Source organism: Pseudomonas frederiksbergensis (genome assembly GCF_001874645.1).
GTDB lineage: Bacteria > Pseudomonadota > Gammaproteobacteria > Pseudomonadales > Pseudomonadaceae > Aquipseudomonas > Aquipseudomonas frederiksbergensis_B.
Window position 1 is genome coordinate 5,345,290 of the sequence record NZ_CP017886.1, and the last position, 18,836, is coordinate 5,364,125.

Annotated in this window: 14 protein-coding genes and 1 pseudogene; 7 read left to right on the top strand and 8 right to left on the bottom strand. The window is 60.7% G+C overall.

The window, feature by feature from the left end:
- Nucleotides 1–6: 6 nt before the first annotated feature.
- The 6 genes from BLL42_RS25690 to BLL42_RS25715 all read left to right on the top strand — a co-directional run bounded on the left by BLL42_RS25690 (nucleotide 7) and on the right by BLL42_RS25715 (nucleotide 6,850).
- A complete protein-coding gene (locus BLL42_RS25690) occupies nucleotides 7–1,422 on the top strand; it encodes a Y-family DNA polymerase (protein WP_071555362.1) in 1,416 nt (471 codons plus the stop codon).
- The gene (locus tag BLL42_RS25695) at nucleotides 1,398–4,496 is read left to right on the top strand and encodes an error-prone DNA polymerase (RefSeq protein ID WP_201788738.1); all 3,099 of its coding nucleotides are present in this window, start codon (nucleotides 1,398–1,400) and stop codon (nucleotides 4,494–4,496) included. Before BLL42_RS25690 ends, BLL42_RS25695 begins: the two co-directional genes overlap by 25 nt.
- 205 nt (nucleotides 4,497–4,701) lie before the next feature.
- On the top strand, nucleotides 4,702–5,376 hold the full coding sequence (locus BLL42_RS25700; RefSeq protein WP_167368551.1) for a CsgG/HfaB family protein: 675 nt from the start codon (nucleotides 4,702–4,704) through the stop codon (nucleotides 5,374–5,376).
- A gap of 45 nt (nucleotides 5,377–5,421) precedes the next feature.
- The gene (locus tag BLL42_RS25705) at nucleotides 5,422–5,778 is read left to right on the top strand and encodes a DUF4810 domain-containing protein (protein WP_408004039.1); all 357 of its coding nucleotides are present in this window, start codon (nucleotides 5,422–5,424) and stop codon (nucleotides 5,776–5,778) included.
- Nucleotides 5,775–6,434, top strand: a complete 660-nt coding sequence (locus BLL42_RS25710; protein WP_071555370.1) for a DUF799 domain-containing protein — start codon at nucleotides 5,775–5,777, stop codon at nucleotides 6,432–6,434. The genes BLL42_RS25705 and BLL42_RS25710 overlap by 4 nt, the downstream gene beginning before the upstream one ends.
- 176 nt (nucleotides 6,435–6,610) lie before the next feature.
- On the top strand, nucleotides 6,611–6,850 hold the full coding sequence (locus tag BLL42_RS25715) for an HP1242/YdcH family protein (protein ID WP_071555372.1): 240 nt from the start codon (nucleotides 6,611–6,613) through the stop codon (nucleotides 6,848–6,850).
- Nucleotides 6,851–6,900: 50 nt separating this feature from the next.
- Here the strand turns inward: BLL42_RS25715 and BLL42_RS25720 are convergent, their stop codons facing one another.
- The gene (locus BLL42_RS25720; protein ID WP_071555857.1) at nucleotides 6,901–8,055 is read right to left on the bottom strand and encodes a sterol desaturase/SRPBCC family protein; all 1,155 of its coding nucleotides are present in this window, start codon (nucleotides 8,053–8,055) and stop codon (nucleotides 6,901–6,903) included.
- Nucleotides 8,056–8,177: 122 nt separating this feature from the next.
- Complete coding sequence (locus BLL42_RS25725; protein ID WP_071555374.1) at nucleotides 8,178–9,041, bottom strand: LysR family transcriptional regulator; 864 nt, start codon at nucleotides 9,039–9,041, stop codon at nucleotides 8,178–8,180.
- Between the two features lie 141 nt (nucleotides 9,042–9,182).
- On the opposite strand from BLL42_RS25725, the gene BLL42_RS25730 reads away from it, so the two are divergent.
- The gene (locus BLL42_RS25730) at nucleotides 9,183–11,807 is read left to right on the top strand and encodes an MGH1-like glycoside hydrolase domain-containing protein (protein ID WP_071555376.1); all 2,625 of its coding nucleotides are present in this window, start codon (nucleotides 9,183–9,185) and stop codon (nucleotides 11,805–11,807) included.
- 118 nt (nucleotides 11,808–11,925) lie between these two features.
- On the opposite strand, the gene BLL42_RS25735 is transcribed toward BLL42_RS25730, so the two are convergent.
- From BLL42_RS25735 to BLL42_RS25760, 6 genes and pseudogenes are all read right to left on the bottom strand, one after another.
- A complete protein-coding gene (locus BLL42_RS25735) occupies nucleotides 11,926–13,644 on the bottom strand; it encodes a hydrogenase maturation protein (protein ID WP_071555378.1) in 1,719 nt (572 codons plus the stop codon).
- A gap of 299 nt (nucleotides 13,645–13,943) precedes the next feature.
- A pseudogene (locus tag BLL42_RS25740) lies at nucleotides 13,944–14,401 on the bottom strand (REP-associated tyrosine transposase).
- Between the two features lie 264 nt (nucleotides 14,402–14,665).
- Entirely contained in the window at nucleotides 14,666–15,037 is a 372-nt protein-coding gene (locus tag BLL42_RS25745) for a DUF6124 family protein (RefSeq protein ID WP_071555380.1), read from the bottom strand.
- A 565-nt stretch (nucleotides 15,038–15,602) separates the two neighbouring features.
- Nucleotides 15,603–17,450 (bottom strand): amidohydrolase, encoded by a 1,848-nt coding sequence (locus BLL42_RS25750; protein WP_071555858.1) that lies wholly within the window; start codon nucleotides 17,448–17,450, stop codon nucleotides 15,603–15,605.
- A 308-nt stretch (nucleotides 17,451–17,758) separates the two neighbouring features.
- Nucleotides 17,759–18,073 (bottom strand): SCP2 sterol-binding domain-containing protein, encoded by a 315-nt coding sequence (locus BLL42_RS25755; protein ID WP_008015934.1) that lies wholly within the window; start codon nucleotides 18,071–18,073, stop codon nucleotides 17,759–17,761.
- Nucleotides 18,074–18,123: 50 nt separating this feature from the next.
- Nucleotides 18,124–18,834, bottom strand: coding sequence for a histidine phosphatase family protein (locus tag BLL42_RS25760; protein WP_071555382.1), 711 nt, complete (start codon nucleotides 18,832–18,834; stop codon nucleotides 18,124–18,126).
- Between the last annotated feature and the right edge of the window lie 2 nt (nucleotides 18,835–18,836).

Genomic DNA, 18,836 nt, shown 5'->3' on the forward strand with positions numbered 1-18,836 from the left:
GTTGGCATGCGCTGGGTCTGTATCCTTTTCCCGCAACTGGCGCTGGACGCGGTGTTGCGTCAGCGCAGCGATCCTGACGAACCACTGGCGCTGCTGAGCGGCCCGGCGCAGCGCCGGGTGTTGCAAGCGGTCAATGCGTCGGCGCGGGCATTGGGGTTGCGTCCGGGCCAGTCGATGACTGCCGCCCAAGCCCTGAGCAAGGCCTTTGTCAGCGCCGACTATGATGTGGCCGAAATCGAGCATTGGCAGCAGTTTCTCGCCGCCTGGGCCTACCGCTTCAGTTCTCAGGTGAGCGTGCATTACCCGCGCGCCGTGCTGTTTGAAATCGAATCGAGCCTGGGGCTGTTCGGGCCCTGGCCGCAGTTCGAGACGCGGTTGCGCGCAGAACTTACGGCGCTGGGTTTTCGTCATCGCCTTGTTGCGGCACCCAATCCGCTGGCCGCACGGATCCTGGCCAATGCCTATGACGGACTGGCAGTACCGGACAATGAGGCTCTACGGCAATTGCTCGGGCAGATGCCCATCGACCGGATCGGACTTGAGCAAACAGTCGCCACCGCACTGTCGCGCATGGGCTTACGGACCTTGAGCCAGGTTCAGGCGCTGCCGCGTCAAACCTTGGCCCGGCGCTTTGAGGCGCAAGTGCTCAAGCACCTCGATACCTTGTTGGGTGAGCGGCCGCTGGCCCTGGAGTTTTATCTGCCGCCGGACCGCTTTGATGTGCGGATCGAGCTGAATTTCGATGTGCAATCCCATCAGGCATTGCTGTTCCCCTTGCGCCGGCTGACCGGCGATCTTTCGGCGTTCCTCTGTGGCCGGGACAGCGGTGTACAGCGCTTTGATCTGCACCTGGAACACGCCGGGTTGCCGGACACGCTGATCAAGGTCGGTTTGTTGAGCGCCGAGCGCGACCCGGCGATGCTTTTCGAACTGGCCCGCGGTCGGCTCGAACAGGTGCAGGTCGAGGCTCCGGTGCGTGGTTTTCGGCTGTCGGCGCAGGACTTGCCGAGCTTCGTCCCGCAGTGCCGGGAGCTGTTCGACGAGCGCCCGCAACAGTCCTTGCCCTGGGAGCAGCTGCGCGAACGCTTGCGTGCGCGGCTGGGGGACGAGGCGGTGCAGGGGCTGGGTTTTCAGGCCGATCACCGGCCGGAGTGTGCCTGGCAGCCGAGTGCGCAGAGTCAGGCCTGTCCGGTGCTGCCTGATGTGCAACGTCCCGGCTGGTTGCTGACCGAGCCGTTACCCGTGCATGAAGGCACGGCGCGCATCCTCATGGGGCCGGAGCGCATTGAGTCCGGCTGGTGGGATGGCGCCGACGTGCGCCGCGATTACTACCTGATCGAAACCCGCGCAGGCTCGAAGGCCTGGGCCTATCGTGCGGTGGGCGAGGCCGGGCCGCTGTGGCTGCAAGGCTGGTTCGCATGACCGCCGACTACGCCGAACTGCACTGCCTGTCGAACTTCAGTTTCCAGCGGGGGGCATCGAGTGCCCGCGAGTTGTTCGAGCGGGCCAAACGTCAGGGTTATCAGGCCCTGGCGATCACCGACGAGTGCACCCTGGCCGGTATCGTCCGTGCCTGGCAAGCGGCCAGGGCGCTGGAATTACCGTTGATTATCGGCAGTGAAATGCGCATCGAGCACGGTCCGAAGCTGGTGCTGCTGGTGGAAAACCTTGAGGGCTACCAGGCCTTGTGTCGGCTGATCACTCACGCCCGGCGTCGCACGGAAAAGGGCCAGTACCGGGTGCTGCGCGAAGATTTCAGCGAGCCCATGTGCGGGCTGCTGGCGTTGTGGGTGCCGGATACGGTCGACGTGCTGGAACACGGCGCCTGGCTGAAAGGTATTTTCGGAGAACGGCTGTGGCTGGCAGTCGAGCTGCACTGCGGGCAAAACGACGTCCGGCGTCTGGCCGATTTTCAGGCTTTGGCTGCCCGCTTGCAGATTCCGGCGGTGGCCAGCGGCGACGTGCACATGCATGCCCGTGGTCGCCGCGCCTTGCAGGACACCATGACGGCGATTCGTCTGCATGTGCGGGTTGCCGAAGCAGGGCAGCGCTTGCATCCCAATGGCGAGCGGCATTTGCGCAGCCTGGAGGCGTTGCGTGAACTGTATCCACCGTCGTTGCTCGAAGAAACGCGGGTCATTGCCCGACGTTGCACCTTCGATCTCGGTCAGTTGCGTTACCACTACCCGCGTGAACTGGTGCCCGAAGGGCAAACTCCGACCTCCTGGCTACGCCGATTGACCGAGCAGGGCCTGTGCCGGCGTTGGCCTGAAGGGCCGGACGGCACGGTCATGGCGTTGATCGAAAAGGAGCTGAAGCTGATCGCCGAACTCGGTTACGAGAGCTACTTTCTCACCGTCGAAGACATCGTCAGCTTCGCCCGTCGTCAGCGCATTTTGTGTCAGGGGCGCGGTTCGGCTGCCAACTCGGCGGTGTGTTACGCGTTGGGAATCACCGAAATCGACCCGAGCCGCACGAGCATGCTGTTCGAGCGCTTTCTCTCCAAAGAGCGCAACGAGCCGCCGGATATCGACGTCGATTTCGAGCACGAGCGCCGCGAAGAAGTCTTGCAGTACGTGTTCCAGCGTTACGGCCGGACCCGGGCAGCGCTGACGGCGGTGGTCAGCACTTACCACGGTGCTGGCGCGATTCGCGACGTGGCCAAGGCCCTCGGTTTGCCGCCGGATCAGGTTAATGCACTGGCTGATTGCTGTGGCCATTGGAGCGACGATGTACCGCCGCTGGAGCGCCTGCGCGAAGGCGGCTTCGACCCGGACAGCCCGGTGCTGCGCCGGGTGTTGAGCCTGACCCGGCAACTGATCGGTTTCCCCCGGCACCTGTCCCAGCATCCGGGCGGTTTCGTGATTTCCGAGCAGCCGCTGGACAGTCTGGTGCCAGTGGAAAATGCGGCCATGGCCGAGCGCACGATCATTCAATGGGACAAGGACGACCTGGACATGGTCGGCCTGCTCAAGGTCGACATTCTCGCTCTCGGCATGCTCAGCGCCATTCGCCGCTGTTTCGACTTGCTGCGCCACCATCGCGGGCGGGATCTGAGCCTGGCAACGATACCGTCCGAGGACCGGCAAACCTACGAGATGATCAGCCGCGCCGACACCATTGGGGTGTTCCAGATCGAGTCCCGGGCGCAGATGTCGATGTTGCCTCGGCTCAAGCCCCAAAACTTCTATGACCTGGTGATCGAAGTGGCCATCGTCCGTCCCGGGCCGATCCAGGGCGGCATGGTGCACCCGTACCTGCGGCGACGTAGTGGCGAGGAAAAAGCGACCTATCCGTCCCAAGAGCTGAAGGCCGTGCTGAAGCGCACCCTCGGCGTGCCGTTGTTTCAGGAACAGGTCATGCAGATCGCGATTGTGGCCGCCGACTACAGTCCCGGCGAGGCCGATCAGTTGCGCCGTTGCATGGCGGCCTGGAAGCGCCATGGCGGTCTTGAGCCGCACCAGAAGCGCCTTCGCGAAGGCATGCTGAAAAACGGTTACACGGAGGCGTTCGCCGCGCAGATCTTCGAACAGATCAAGGGCTTTGGCAGTTACGGTTTTCCCGAATCCCACGCCGCCAGTTTTGCCTTGCTGACCTACGCCAGTTGCTGGTTGAAATGCCATGAGCCGGCGGCGTTTGCCTGTGCGCTGATCAACAGTTGGCCGATGGGCTTCTACAGCCCGGACCAGATTCTCCAGGACGCTCGCCGGCATCATTTGCAGATCCGTCCGGTGGACGTGGCCGCCAGCGATTGGGATTGCAGCCTGGAACCGATTGACGGCGAACAACCGGCGATTCGCTTGGGGTTGCGCATGATCAAGGGCTTTCGCGAGGACGATGCGCGTCGTATCGAAGCAGCACGTTTGCAGGGTGAATTCATCGACATCACCGACCTGGGCGAACGCGCCCGGCTCGATGCTCGTGCGCAAGAACAACTGGCCGACGCCGGAGCTTTGCGCAGGCTGGCCGGTGATCGCCATCGCGCACGCTGGGAAGTGGCCGGGGTACAGAAACAACTTGGATTGTTCGCCGGGTTGCCGAGTCAGGAAGAACCCTGCGTGGTGTTGCCCAAACCGACCGTGAGCGAGGACCTGCAAGCCGACTACAGCAGCGTCGGCACGACCCTCGGTCCGCATCCGCTGGCGTTGTTGCGCGATGAGTTGCGTGCCCGACGTTGTCGCAGTTCACGGGAACTGCTTGGCGTCGAACATGGGCGCAACGTCAGCGTGGCCGGCCTGGTCACCGGCCGACAACGTCCGGGCACCGCGAGTGGCGTGACCTTCGTGACCCTTGAAGACGAGTTCGGCAACATTAACGTCGTGGTCTGGCACGACCTCGCCGAGCGTCAACGCAAAGCACTGATCGGCTCGCAACTGCTCAAGATCGACGGCCGCTGGGAGAAGGTCGGCGAAGTGCGGCACCTGATCGCCGGGCGCTTGAGCGACCTGAGCCCGTTGCTCAACGGCATCAGCGTGCACAGCCGGGATTTTCATTAAATAACCCTGGCCATTCAAAAAACTGACGCCAAGAAAATATAAACACTGTCTTCGATAGTGGCACTTTGGCATAATGCCGCCCGCCGACGTTCTGCACGTCGATTGCCAATTCGAATCCCCATCGCTTTTTCGCCACCGCAATCCGCAGTGGCTGGGCACGGCCGTGCCGGGATAAACCGTTTTTTAGAAGGAATGCACAGTGAGAATGATCTCTCGAATGGTGGTATCAGGGGCAGCGATTGCCGTATTAGGGGCGATGGCCGGGTGTGCGACCGAAAGCTCCCGGGCATTGCCGGTAGAAAAAGTCGAAAGTGCCAGCCAGGCCTATTCCGGTGTTCGAGTGCCAATGGCGGTCGGCAAGTTCGACAACCGTTCGAGCTACATGCGCGGGATCTTCTCTGACGGCGTGGATCGCCTCGGCGGTCAGGCCAAGACCATCCTGATCACTCACTTGCAGCAGACCAACCGTTTCAGCGTGCTGGACCGTGACAACATGGGCGAGATCCAGCAGGAAGCGGCGATCAAGGGTCAGTCCCAGCGCCTCAAGGGTGCTGATTTTGTGGTGACCGGCGACGTTACCGAGTTCGGCCGCAAAGAGACCGGTGATCACCAGCTGTTCGGCATTCTTGGTCGTGGCAAGACCCAGGTGGCGTACGCCAAGGTCAACTTGAACATCGTCAATATCAGCACCTCGGAAGTCGTTTATTCGACTCAGGGCGCAGGCGAATACGCCTTGTCCAACCGTGAAGTCATTGGTTTCGGCGGTACCGCTGCCTACGATTCGACCCTCAACGGCAAGGTGCTCGACCTGGCGATGCGTGAGGCGATCAATCGCCTGGTGGATGGCATGAACTCGGGTGCATGGAAGCCGGGCAACTGATCAAGGTCGATGACAAGGAGCGGTACAAGCATGTTCAAGCGTTATATGTCGTGGGCGTTGATGACGTCGATGTTGCTGGTGACTGGCCTGCTGGCCGGATGCAGCAGTCCGAAAACCCTTTACCAGTGGGAAGGCTACCAGCCACAGGTTTATGAGTATTTCAAAGGCGAAGAGCCCAAGGAAGCTCAGGTCGAAGCGCTGGAGCGCGACCTGCAAAAGATCAATTCCACCGGCAAGACTCCGCCGCCTGGCTACCACGCTCACCTGGGTCTGTTGTACCTGAGCCTGGGCAAGGACGATCAGATGGTGCAGCAGTTCAGAACCGAAAAGACCCTGTTTCCCGAGTCGACGCCGTACATGGACTTTCTGCTTAAGAACGCCAAGACCGGAGATACCCAATGATCGCGCGCTCATTGAAACTGATGGCCGGCCTGCTGGCCCTGGCAGTCCTCGGCGGTTGCGTCAGCCCCAAGACCGTGGACTACTCGGCTTACAAACAAAGCCGTCCAAAAACCATTCTGGTGCTGCCGCCGCTGAACAATTCGCCGGACGTCAAGGCGTCCTACAGCATGCTCTCGCAAGTTACGTATCCGTTGGCTGAAGCCGGTTATTACGTGCTGCCGATCGCGCTGGTCGACGAGACGTTCCGCCAGAACGGTCTGACCACGCCGGCGGACATCCACCAGGCGCCAGCCAACAAACTGCAAGAGATCTTCGGTGCCGATGCCGCGCTCTACATTACCGTGACTGACTACGGCACTCGTTACATGGTGATCTCCAGTGCGACCGTGGTTACCGCCAGCGCGAAACTGGTGGACCTCAAGACGGGCACCACCCTGTGGACCGGCTCGGCCAGTGCGTCGAGCGAAGAGGGCAGCAACAACAGTGGAGGCGGTTTGCTGGGTGTGCTGATCACCGCTGCGGTCAAGCAGATCATCAACAGCTCCACCGACGCCGGTCACCCGATTGCCGGTATCACCAGTGCACGACTGTTGTCGGCAGGGCATTCTGCTGGGTTGCTGTACGGGCCGCGTTCGCCGAAGTACGGTACTGACTGAAGTACCTCTGTGGCCAGGGAGCAAGCTCCCTCGTCACCCTTGCCAGCCGCGAGTTGCGGCCAACGGGCACCGCTGGTCCGATTGATAGTCGACAGCAGCCGCCGAGCGAGGCCATTCTGATAGCTGGCGAGCGCGCGCAATGGTGCTCGCCACCGATCAACAAACGGAGGTGTTCCATGCCGGTGAATCATGACCTGTATCAGGACCTGAGCTGCTCAAAGGAAGTCATTCAGCAAAAGCGTGCCAATGATCCCCACCTGAACGCGCTGCTGGATAAATATTCGGAAATCGACAACCGGGTCCTGAAGGCAGAAGCCCAGGCTCTGGCAGATGACGAAGTGAGAAAGCTCAAGGAAAAGCGCCTTTCGATCAAAGACGAAATATCCCGGAGTCTGAACGGTTCTGCCAGAACGTGACCAACGTAGGGGGCGCATTCGGCCGTCTGCTCTGATGGTTGCAACACTAATCAGGCGACTACCCCTGTCTGGGTCGGGATCGTCCGTTGTGCCATGTCGCGCAAGGCCAGCATCGAGGCTGCCGATTCATGCTCGATACGCCGCTTGAGCAGCAGTTGATTGGCCAGGCGCATCAGCAATCCACTGAAGCGGTATTCCAGAGTGCGAACGAAGCGTGTGCCGTCACCCTCGCTGGCGCATTCATAGGTCAGCAGCAGTTCCAGACCCTGATCACCCTGAGCCCGAGCGCTCCAGCGGCGGCCCGGCAAATACTCGTTGACCTCCCAGCTCAAATGCCCGGCCCGCCCACCCGCATGAATGTCCTCTTCAAAACGTGACCCCGCGTGCAGCGGTCCTGGCTGGCCGTCGACCTTCAGCGATGAAGGGTGCCATTCTGGCCAACGCGTCGCGGCGCTGGCGTAGGCGAGCACGGCGATCGGCTCGCGTGCGATGTCGATCTGGTGCTGCATACGGGTCATGGGTGCTCGCCTCGTTTGAAGGTGCGAATGATCGGGTTCGGCTTCCCAGTACAGGGTGCCGAACAGGCAGTCCATCAGCGGCAAAACGATGTTGAAGTTGCGCGCCTGCATCAGCTCGCGACGGTGATGCAGTGCGTGCAGACGGCGCATCTGGCGAATCCACGGCAGGCGGGTGATGGGGTTGCCTGGCGGCAGATGCTCGCAGGCGTGAAACACCTCATAGGTCAGGTAGCCGAGGATCATGCAGCCTGCGAACAGTCCGGCGACGTTGCCATTGAGGTAGTTGAGCAGCCACCAGGCGGGCAGGGTGATCACCAGGCTGTGCAGCACGATCAGCCACGCCGGAAACAGAATCACCCGCCAGTCGCGAACCGTGTCGTAGCTCATGTAGCCAGGGGCGAAAAAGCTGTGGTGATCGCCAGCGTGTCGGGCATAGAACAGCCGCGCGAAGGCCTTTTTGTGATGGCCCAGATGCCGGTGCACGACGTAGACCGCGACATTGAAAAACAACAGCGTCAGCGGTACCGCCAGCCACTCCAGCGGTTGCACCCGATGCACGGTGCTCCAGAACAGCGTGATGCCCAGTACACCGAAGCCCCATACAAAACCACCGTGCAGCCACGGGTTGTAGAACCGATGAATACCGGCCCGGTAACGGGCACGGAACGCCTGCGTGGTTTGCCTCACCGCGATCACCTGTCGTTGTTATCATTCTCGTTGTTATAAACAGAGACTAGTCGCGGCGAAATTATCCGGCCAATGGATGTTGGGAATGGGCAGGTATTCACGCCGCACGAGGCGGATGTTGCTCAGATCAACGGATCCCAGCGCTGGGACCAGTCGTTGTCGGTCTTGACCCGTTCCCGTAATAACTCGAACGCCTGTTGCAGCACCGCCGAATCGCGATCCCGCGAGTACACCAGATAGGTCGGGTAACTGAATTCCGGGGCTTTGGGCACCCGCTCCAGCACACCGCTGTCAAGGTAGGTCTGAACCACCCGAGTGCGGAAATAACCGGTGCCACCGTTTTGCAGGATGTACTGCAGCGCCAGAGGGCCGAGATTGAAACTCAACGCGGCTTTTGCCTTGTCCGGCAGCGCCGCGTCGTGCTGGCGGCGAAACGCCTTGCCCCAGTCGATATAGACGTAAGGCTCGGGCCTGGACGGCAGACGCACCAGGATGAGTTTTTCCTCCAACAGTTGCTCCACTTGTAGCTGTGGCCAGTACTCGGGTTGAAACACCAGCGCGGCATCCAGCACGCCCAATTCCAGCTGGCGCAGCAGGTTTTCGCCGTCGCGGATTTCCGTGCGCAAGGCATGGCTGGGGATCTTCTCGCGCAGTTCGCGGGCCCAGCTGAGCATCAATGGGTTGCACAAACTGACCTCGCCGCCAATGTGCAGCACATTGCGGTAGCCTTCCGGCAACGGCAGGTCCCGGCGCGCCGCTTCCCACGTCTGTACCAACTGATTGGCGTACACCACGAAGGCTTCACCGTCCGCGGTCAGGCGAGCGCCGGCGCGGTTGCGCACGAACAAGGTGCTGGCGAGCTGGCTTTCGAGCTTCTGCACCCGCGCGGTGATCGCGGTCTGGGTGACGTGCAGCTTTTCGGCGGCGGCCGCAAGACTGCCGCAGCGAACGATTTCCAGGAAGGTACGGGCGAGATCGATGTCCATAAGCAGTCGCTGAGGTGGAGAGCCCCGCAGTGTAGAGCAAGCGTGCGCCTGAACTCGAGCCGAATGAGCAGGAAGCGGCGTGCACCGGGGCGAGTCCTCGCTCTACACTGCAAACCATCCCAAGAAACAACGGACGCTCCCATGACAGCAAAGTCGCCCGCGAACATTCTCGACACCGTCGAAGGCCAACGCTTGGCTGGCGATGAGGCCGAGTGCTGGCGCGAGTGGGGCCCGTACTTGAGTGAACGGCAATGGGGCACAGTGCGCGAGGACTACAGTGCCGATGGCGATGCCTGGACGTATTTTCCTCATGAGCACGCCCGCAGCCGGGCGTATCGTTGGGGCGAGGACGGGTTGGCCGGGTTCTGCGACCGGGCCCAGCACTGGTGCATCGGGTTGGGGCTATGGAACGAGCGCGATCCAATTCTCAAAGAGCGCCTGTTTGGCCTGAACAATGCCGAAGGCAATCACGGCGAGGACGTCAAAGAGCTGTATTTCCATGTCGACGGGGTGCCGAGCCATGCCTACATGCGCATGCTCTACAAATATCCGCAGGCTGCGTTTCCCTATGCCGACCTGGTAGCCGAGAACGCCCGTCGCGGCCTGTCCGATGCCGAGTATGAAATCCTTGATACCGGGGTGTTCGAAGACGACCGCTATTTCGACGTGACGGTAGAATACGCCAAGCACAGCCCGGACGACGTGTTGATGCGGGTCACCGTGCACAATCGTTCGGATCTGCCAGCGCGTCTGCGAGTATTGCCCCAGGTGTGGGCGCGCAACACCTGGAGTTGGGGCGGTGACAGGCACATGCCCAGCCTGACGCTGACCGGTGGCTCGGTCATGGCGCAGCACCCGATGCTGGTGGACAGGCAACTCAGTGCCTGGGGCGAGGAGGGGTGTGAGTGGCTGTTCTGCGACAACCAGACCAACCATCCGAAACTCGAGGGTGTGCCTGCCAACGGCCCGTTCAAGGATGGCATCAACGATTATCTGGTGGACGGTGTTGCGGGGGCGATTCGACGTGATACGGGCACTCGGGTCGCGGCGCATTTCGTTCTCGAGCTGGACGGGCTGGCGCGCAAAAGCGTCTACCTGCGCTTTGCCCTGGCTGGCGCACCGAGGGTCAACGCCAAGGCATTGTTCGAGCGCCGCCGCCTTGAAGCCGATGACTATTACGCCGTGCTGCAAGCGCAGATGCCTGATCCGGACGCGCGTAACGTTCAGCGCCAAGCGCTGGCCGGATTACTCTGGTCCAAGCAGCTGTATTACTTCGACGTCAATCGGTGGCTCGACGGCGATCCCGGTCAACCGTTGCCACCGCCCGCTCGACTGCACATCCGCAACACCCACTGGCGGCATTTGTCGAACGCCGACATCGTTTCCATGCCCGACACCTGGGAATACCCGTGGTATGCATCATGGGACCTGGGCTTTCAGGCCGTTGCTTATGCGCTGATTGACCCGGGGTTTGCCAAGCATCAACTGCTGCTGTTGGTCAAAGACCGCTTCATGCACCCCAACGGCCAGCTACCGGCCTACGAATGGCGTTTCGACGATGCCAACCCGCCGGTTCATGCCTGGGCGAGTTGGCGGGTGTATCAGCGTGACAAGGCGTTGACCGGCGTCGGGGATATGGATTTTCTCGAGCGGATTTTCCACAAGCTGCTGCTGAATTTTTCCTGGTGGGTCAACCGCAAGGATGCCGAAGGTCGCAACGTGTTCCAGGGTGGGTTTCTCGGACTGGACAACATTGCACTGTTCGACCGTTCGGCGGCATTACCCCCCGGTTTTCAACTGGATCAGGCCGACGGCACGGCGTGGGTGGCGGCGTATGCACTGGACTTGATGCGCATCGCCCTGGAACTGGCCAGGCGCAACCCGGTGTACGTCGACATCGCCGTGAAGTTCTTCGAGCACTTCCTCTACATTGCCGGCGCCATCAACCGCGTGGGCGATGCCGCCGAAGGGTTGTGGGATGAGCAGGATCAGTTTTTCTACGACGTTTTGCACCGGCCCGATGGTGTCAACGAACCGCTGCGCCTGCGCTCGATCGTCGGCTTGATGCCGCTGTTCGCGGTGCAGGTGCTGGAACAGCACGAGCACGAAGGGTTGCCGGGTTTGCGTGAGCGTTTATTGGGTTTCATGCATCATCGGCCGGATCTGGCGAGTCTGGTTTCACGCTGGACCGAGCCCGGTGAAGGCAATCGGATGCTGCTTGCGCTGTTGCGTGGCGAGCGCACCAAGGACCTGCTCAAACGCATGCTCGATGAGGCCGAGTTTCTTTCCGAATTTGGCGTTCGCTCCTTGTCCAAAGCCTTTGCCGAGCATCCCTTTGGCGTGCAGATCAACGGCAACAAACTGTGTGCCCACTATGAACCGGCGGAATCCGGTTCGCGGTTGTACGGTGGCAACTCCAACTGGCGCGGGCCGTTGTGGATGCCGATCAATTACATGCTGATCGAGTCGTTGCGTGAGTTTCATCGGTACTACGACGAAAACTTCTCGGTCGAATACCCCAGCGGTTCAGGTTATATGGCGTCGCTTGCGCAGGTGGCCGACAGTTTGAGTCAGCGTCTGACTCGGTTGTTTTTGCGGGATGAAAACGGTAGCCGACCATCGATGGTCGGCTTCGCACAGCTCCAGGCTGACCCGTTGAGCCGTGACCTGGTGCTGTTTCACGAGTACTTCCACGGCGAAACCGGCCGCGGCCTCGGCGCGTCCCATCAAACCGGCTGGAGCGCGCTGGTGGCCTTGCTGTTGTAGGAGCTGCCGCAGGCTGCGATCTTTTGATCTTTTGCGGTTCTGAAATCGCTAAAGGATCAAGATCAAAAGATCGCAGCCTGCGGCAGCTCCTACGAGGAAGAATCAAGCGATCAAGCGATCAAGCGATCAGTGTCGCCTCACGCTCCAGTGCCCACGGTGCAATCAAGCGCTGCGGGGTCCGGCAGGTTTTGCGTTTGAACACGAAGTTGCGGCACTTCTCGGCGAACTGTTGGCGGTTGTGCACCATGTCCCGTTGCATCTGTGCCAGCTCGACCTCGCGACAGTGTTCGATCTGCTGAAGGTCCATGCTGGCTTTGCGCGCTCGTAACGCCGCGTACTTTTCATCGGTCAACGCGCCGCTGGCTTGTTGCAGCAACCATTGGCTGAACTCGCGCGGGCAGCGTGGGCCGATGTCCTGAATCATCCCCATTTGCCGGGCCTGAAAGGCGCTGATCGGCAGGCATTCTTCGGTGAGCTTGTGCGCGATTTCGCTGCCCACGGCGCGGGGCAGGCTGTAGGTCCAGTATTCGGAGCCGTACAGCCCCATGGTTTTGTAATGCGGATTGAGCACCACACCCGCCCGGGCGAATACGATGTCGGCGGCCAGCGCTAGCATCACGCCGCCGGCGCCGGCACTGCCGGTCAGGCCGCTGACCACCAGTTGCCGGGCCGTCAGTAGTTCCTGGCAGACATCGTCGATCGCTTGAATATTGGCCCAGGCTTCCAGCCCCGGTATTGCTGCAGCCTGAATGACATTGAGGTGCACGCCATTGGAAAAACTCCCGCGACCACCTTTGATCAGCAGCACTTGAGTGTCCCGGGCCTTGGCCCACTTCAGCGCCGCGACCAGTCGTTGGCACTGTTCGGTACTCATGGCGCCGTTGTAGAACTCGAAGGTCAGTTCACCGACGTGGCCCGACTCCCGATAACGAATCGGTTGATAGGTCGCCTCGTTGAAAGGATGGTTGACGATCGATCCGTCCAGTACCGGTATTGCATCGAGTTGCCCGGCCAGCACATACCGCGCCGGCAACTTGAAGGTTTCTTCCCCTGGCTGGGCCTTGCGCTTGAGCGAACCGATCCACAGGCTGTGATCGCCGGTCGCGACCAGTACGGCATCGTCCTGCACGGCAAGCATTTTCCCCGGCATGCCGCTGCGTGAATCCAGGTGGGCGTCGTACAGGTAATACTGCCCGCCGGCCAGGCTCGCCAACACGCCCGGCTGGCCGTCGGCGGCATCGATGCTGCGTTTGATGAACTGCGCGCAATCGTGCCAGCTGAAGGTTCGATCGGCCTGTTTCATGTTCGGCCTCAGGCGTCCGATGACGTTGGGTTGCGTGTAATCGAGTGGTGTCGGGACGAAATCGCTGGCGAATTTTTCCACCACATCGCGGATGCAGTAAATCGCTGCATCACTCACCGGACCGTTGTACAGCTTGGATTTGCGTACGTCGGCGGGCATGCTGAATTCATAGGTCGACCAGATCGGTCCAGCGTCCATTTCTTCGACCGCCTGCAAGGCCGTGACGCCCCAGCGGCTGACCTGCTGGGTGATGGCCCAGTCCAGCGCACTGGCGCCGCGGTCGCCGACGATGCCTGGGTGAATGATCACCACCGGACGCTCCGGGTTGCTCCAGAGCTGTTGCGGCACGCGATCCTTGAGAAACGGGCAGATCACCAGATCGGCCGCCGACTCCTCGATCTGCCGGCACACCGTGGCTTCGTCAGTGAACAGCACCACGCTGGGTTTGTGGCCCGATTGGCGCAAATCGAGCCAGGCGCGCTGGGTCAAACCGTTGAACGCCGATGACAACAAAATGATCTTCAATGACCGCATGAATGACTCTTCCCTGAGAATGCGCGGCCGGAGGCTCCCATTGAGCCGTCCTTGGCCTTTGATGGAAGCGCAAGGGTAGAGGCAGCCCTGCGAAGGTCACCTGATCGAGATCAATCTTGTGTCAGCAAATTTTTATCAGTCGACGAGTGATCGTTTCCAGGGATGGGAACGATAAAAAAATGCGCGGCGTTGAGGCGGGTCTCATCGCGGGCACTACCTGGCGAACCCGGCCCCGTAGGAGCTGCCGCAGGCTGCGATCTTTTGATCTTTTGATCTTTTGATCTTTTGATCTTTGCACTTCAAACCCACATCGCGTCCCACAACGGATAATCCCCAGACTCCTGACCAACCCGGCACGTAATGGGTTCATCACGATGTAACGTGCTGCATCTTTGACGTTTTCGTCGCTGCGTAATGCTCGGTCGTGATAACCGCGCTGCCAAAGGCGCTCACTGCATCTATGCATGAGATTGATCGAGCGACTGCTGCGTGATTTCACACGGCACATCAGCTCGGCCAAGCTGCCGTGCTCCAGCTGCACTAACCAATGAAAGTGATCCGGCATCACCACCCACGCCATTGATATCACCTGATGACGCTCTTCAGCGTCTCGAAACTCATTGACCAGCAGTCGTCCTGCGCGCCAATCGGCAAAAACCGGTTGGCGCTGATGCACGACCGCAGTCAGCAAATAAATACGACCTGATTCAGAAAACCGCGCCTTGCGCAGGCGACATCCGTTGGCAGCGATAGGCAATCCTTTGCCCTCCAGAAAAATGGTTGTCTGGTCACGCTAGTTCGTTCAGCCGCTTTGGGTCATGCAAAGCATTGTCGGGATGTTTCCGAGAAGGCCAAAAGATCGCAGCCTGCGGCAGCTCCTACGGATTTGCGTATGGCTTCCGGACGATCTTGGCGGTGGATGGGGCATCGACAAGATCAAGATCAAAAGATCGCAGGCTGCGCCAGCTCCTACGGCGGATGGCGTGTTCCGGAGCTGCCGAAGGCTGCGATCAATGGGCGATTACGCTGGTTCAGGTGGATCGAGGTGATCCAGTGCGCGATTCACTGCCAATTCGGCCAGGGAAATCATCTGTTGAATCGCCAGTGCGGTATTGCGCTTGGGGCCTTCGAGCTCAAACGCCAGATCGCTGGCCATGACATTGGCCGAGGCGAGGGTCTCGCAGGCGTGGGCCAGCAAGGTTTCAGAGTCGACGTCGGGGGCGATGACGAAAATGCGGCCGGGGCGTCGGTCGGCTAGCAATTGCTTGGTCTCGGGCAGTACCAGGTAGTGATCGAGCGCACGGTGCGCGGCGGCGTGGAGCTCTTTTGAATCGAGGGAGGCGTAGGGGGAAACGGGGTCGGTTTCAGGGGGATTGGGGGTGGCTTTGAACATGGTGAACCTCGCTTTGTCATTGTGAGTTACCACCGTCTGCCGCCAAGCAGATTGGGTGGCGGATTGCACAAGTTTGGCGGACCGGCTCAAAGCGCAAAAATACCGGCATCCCCGAAGGAATCCTTGAGCAACCCGCCATGACACAGGAGAGCGGGCACCCAAAAGTGCCGTCAATCATGTTGTGGGGCGCTGTTGCGCGCATTGAATACCGGGCCGCCAAGCCCGTTCGCTGAATGGTCAGCGACACGGAAACGATAGGGGCGAGGGCCAAAGCGCACAAGCCGGCGGATTCTGGCGCAGGTGTAGGCCGCGACGCAAGGCGCTGTAGCCCGTGACGAAGGCCGAGTAGGCAAGCATAAACGCCCGTAGCAGCTGTCGAGCCCGCGAGGCTGCGTTCGGCTGCGGAGCGGTCGTAAAATCATGCAACACGTTCTTTCAGGTAAACTGCGTACGCAGGGTTTGCGAGGACTTCGTCCCCGAACGCAGCCTCGCGGGCTCGGCAGCTGCTACGGGGGCGGCTCGATAACATGCCCGCCATTGGCGGGCTTACTGTCAACCGCACTCGTCAAAACGCAAAACACGAACAGCCAAACGCGCCCCAGAACCCCTGGAAGTCGCTAACTGGTGCGTTCGACAACCGGGCGCGCTCATGACTGTGGGCATGCACCGCGCAGGCGCCCACGCATTGATGCATTTGGGTGGTGAGCGGCGCCAAGGGCTTCCAGTGCCCCGGCACCTTCACCACCGGTGACCAGTCGGGCATTACCGGCAAACGTGGCGGGCCGAGTTTTTCGAATTCGAGGCTGCCATACACCACCTTGCCGCCGACCACGGTCAGCACCGATTCAATCCACTTGATCGCTTCGTCGTCGACGCTGAAGTAGTCGGCAGACAACGCCACCAGATCGGCCAGTTGCCCGACCTTGATCTGGCCTTTCTTGCCCTGTTCGGAGGAGAACCAGGCGCTGCCGTGGGTGTAGAGTTCCAGCGCCGTGTCGCGGCTTAGACCTTGTGGGTACAACGCCAGACCGCCGACGGTGCGGCCGCTGACCAACCAGTAGAGCGAAGTCCACGGGTTGTAGCTGGAAACACGGGTCGCATCGGTGCCGGCACCGACCGGGATGCCTTCGGCGAGCATGCGCTGGATCGGTGGGGTGTGCTCGGCGGCTTTGGCCCCGTAACGGTCGACAAAGTATTCGCCCTGAAAGGCCATGCGGTCTTGAATCGCAATGCCGCCGCCCAGCGCACGAACCCGCTCGATGTTCTGCGGGGTGATGGTTTCGGCGTGATCGAAGAACCACGGCAGACCGTCGAAAGGGATATCGCGGTTAACCTTTTCGAACACGTCGAGCATCCGCGTGATCGATTCGTTGTAGGTGGCGTGCAAGCGGAATGGCCAGCGCTGCTCCACCAGATGGCGCACCACAGGCTCCAGTTCTTGCTCCATGGTCTGCGGCAGATCCGGACGTGGTTCGAGGAAGTCTTCAAAGTCGGCCGCGGAGAACACCAGCATTTCGCCCGCGCCGTTGTGCCGCAAAAAATCGTCGCCCTGGCCGTAGCGCGAGGTGTTGGTCCAGTTCTTGAAGTCGGTCAGCTCCTCCTTGGGTTTTTGGGTGAACAGGTTGTAGGCGATGCGCACGCTCAGTTGCTGGTCCTTTGCCAACTGCTGGATGACCTGATAGTCGTCCGGGTAATTCTGATAGCCGCCACCGGCATCGATGGCGCTGGTGACGCCGAGGCGATTGAGTTCGCGCATGAACTGTCGGGTCGAGTTGACCTGATATTCCAGCGGCAGCTTCGGCCCTTTGGCCAGCGTCGAGTACAGAATCATCGCGTTCGGACGGGCAATCAGCATGCCCGTGGGGTCGCCATTGGCATCACGCTGGATTTCGCCACCTGGCGGGTTCGGGGTATTGCGCTCGTAGCCAACCACTTTCAGCGCCGCGCGGTTGAGCAGGGCACGGTCATACAGGTGCAGGACGAACACCGGGGTGTCAGGCGCGGCTCTGTTCAACTCTTCAATCGTCGGCAGGCGTTTTTCGGCGAACTGGAACTCGGTCCAGCCACCGACCACGCGCACCCATTGCGGTGCAGGCGTGCGATCGGCCTGGTCCTTGAGCAGGCGCAAGGCGTCGACCAATGACGGCACACCTTCCCAGCGCAGTTCGAGGTTGTAGTTCAGGCCGCCACGGATCAGGTGCAGGTGCGAGTCGTTGAGACCGGGGATTACCGTACGCTTTTGCAGGTCGATGACTTGTGTGCTGGCGCTGCGCAGGGGCATGACGTCTGCTTCATTGCCGACGGCAATAAACCGCCCATCCTTGATGGCGACTGCGCTGGCCTGGGGTTTCTCCCGGTCAACCGTGTGCAAGCGACCGTTGAATAAAATCAGATCGGCGGGGGTGCTGGTCATGCTGGTGCTCTCCGCAAATAGGGGACGGGTCCAGGCACCGACGGCGCCTGCCGAAAGGCCGTGCAGTAGGCGGTAGCGGTTAAAACCGTGGTGGCAGTCAGGTGGACTCATGGCGTCGTTCTCTGCAAGTGCTCGGTCGCGCGAGCAGCCGGATACGTGAGCCATACGGCCAGCAAAGAATATAGACGGCTAATTCGGGGTCGATGCGTCGGGCGGGTAAATTTTCGACCGACAGAAACGACGAATCCCGCCATAAAGGCGGGATTCGTGTGCAGCCAAAGGGGCTCCCAGACTCGGGAGCCGCCGTCTTAGCTTGGGAACAGCTCGGACAATTTCATGGCCAGCATCATGTCGCCTTCAGCGCGCAGTTTGCCGCCCATGAACGCTTGCATGCCATCGGTCGAGCCGTCGACGATGCCTTCCAGGGTTTCGCCGTCCATGACCAGAGTCACTTGAGCGTCAGGGTTTTCGCCTTCTTGCAGCTCGCAAGTGCTGTCTTTGACGATCAGCGAGAAGTTCTTGGTGTCGTCGATGCGGAAACCGAAAACCAGGTCCAGACCGGCAGCAGCGGCTGGGTTGAACTTGGCTTTCATGGCTTGTACGGCGTCAGCTACGGAGGTCATGGTTCGATCCTTTTATGAAGTGTTACAGCAAGGGTCACAGTGATCCGGACTCAACGGAAAGTGATGAGTTCCGGGGCCTTCAGCAGCTGCAAATGTGCATGACTGTTGAAGGAAGCCAGCGCCACCTCGCGACCACGGAACTTCAGTTGGTTGAGCGAGGTGTTAACGATTTGCCAGTTCAGTTCAAAGGCCTGCCTGGCCGGCATTTGAGTAATCAGGTGGAGCAGGGCAGTGATGGTCCCGCCGGAAGTGAACACGGCGATTTTCTGGGTGTTGTCGGCCTGTTCGAGAATACGCTGCAAACCGGCCTGGACCCGTTCGACGAAGCCAGGCCAGCTTTCCAGACCCGGCGGGTCGTAAGTACCGGCCAGCCAGCGCTCGATGATCAAGGCAAAGATTCGCTGAAACTCGCCGCGATTCTGCGCGGCATTGCGCAGGATGTTCAGCGCTTCAGGCTCTTCGGGTAACAGGTCTGGAAGTAGTGCACGGATCACCGCGTCGGCGTCGAACTCATTGAAGGCCGAATCGATTTCCAGAGGCGGCACCGGCAGGCCGACAGCGCCGAATTGTGCCAGGGCGCTGTTGGCGGTGTGTTGCTGGCGACGCAGGTCGCCCGACAGGCAGCGGTCGAAACTCAACCCCAGTTCAGCCAGGTGACTGCCGAGCACTTCTGCCTGACGAATACCGGTCGGCGACAGCACGTCGTAGTCGTCTGCACCGAAAGAGGCCTGGCCATGTCGAATCAAATAGATGCTGCCCACGT

What these genes read in the sequence shown, in the direction of transcription:
- BLL42_RS25755 (WP_008015934.1), bottom strand. Translation starts at nt 18,073, where the DNA reads ATGACCTCCGTAGCTGACGCCGTACAAGCCATGAAAGCCAAGTTCAAC.
- BLL42_RS25750 (WP_071555858.1), bottom strand. Translation starts at nt 17,450, where the DNA reads ATGACCAGCACCCCCGCCGATCTGATTTTATTCAACGGTCGCTTGCAC.
- BLL42_RS25730 (WP_071555376.1), top strand. Translation starts at nt 9,183, where the DNA reads ATGACAGCAAAGTCGCCCGCGAACATTCTCGACACCGTCGAAGGCCAA.
- BLL42_RS25715 (WP_071555372.1), top strand. Translation starts at nt 6,611, where the DNA reads ATGCCGGTGAATCATGACCTGTATCAGGACCTGAGCTGCTCAAAGGAA.
- BLL42_RS25705 (WP_408004039.1), top strand. Translation starts at nt 5,422, where the DNA reads ATGTCGTGGGCGTTGATGACGTCGATGTTGCTGGTGACTGGCCTGCTG.
- BLL42_RS25745 (WP_071555380.1), bottom strand. Translation starts at nt 15,037, where the DNA reads ATGTTCAAAGCCACCCCCAATCCCCCTGAAACCGACCCCGTTTCCCCC.
- BLL42_RS25725 (WP_071555374.1), bottom strand. Translation starts at nt 9,041, where the DNA reads ATGGACATCGATCTCGCCCGTACCTTCCTGGAAATCGTTCGCTGCGGC.
- BLL42_RS25735 (WP_071555378.1), bottom strand. Translation starts at nt 13,644, where the DNA reads ATGCGGTCATTGAAGATCATTTTGTTGTCATCGGCGTTCAACGGTTTG.
- BLL42_RS25710 (WP_071555370.1), top strand. Translation starts at nt 5,775, where the DNA reads ATGATCGCGCGCTCATTGAAACTGATGGCCGGCCTGCTGGCCCTGGCA.
- BLL42_RS25690 (WP_071555362.1), top strand. Translation starts at nt 7, where the DNA reads ATGCGCTGGGTCTGTATCCTTTTCCCGCAACTGGCGCTGGACGCGGTG.
- BLL42_RS25700 (WP_167368551.1), top strand. Translation starts at nt 4,702, where the DNA reads ATGATCTCTCGAATGGTGGTATCAGGGGCAGCGATTGCCGTATTAGGG.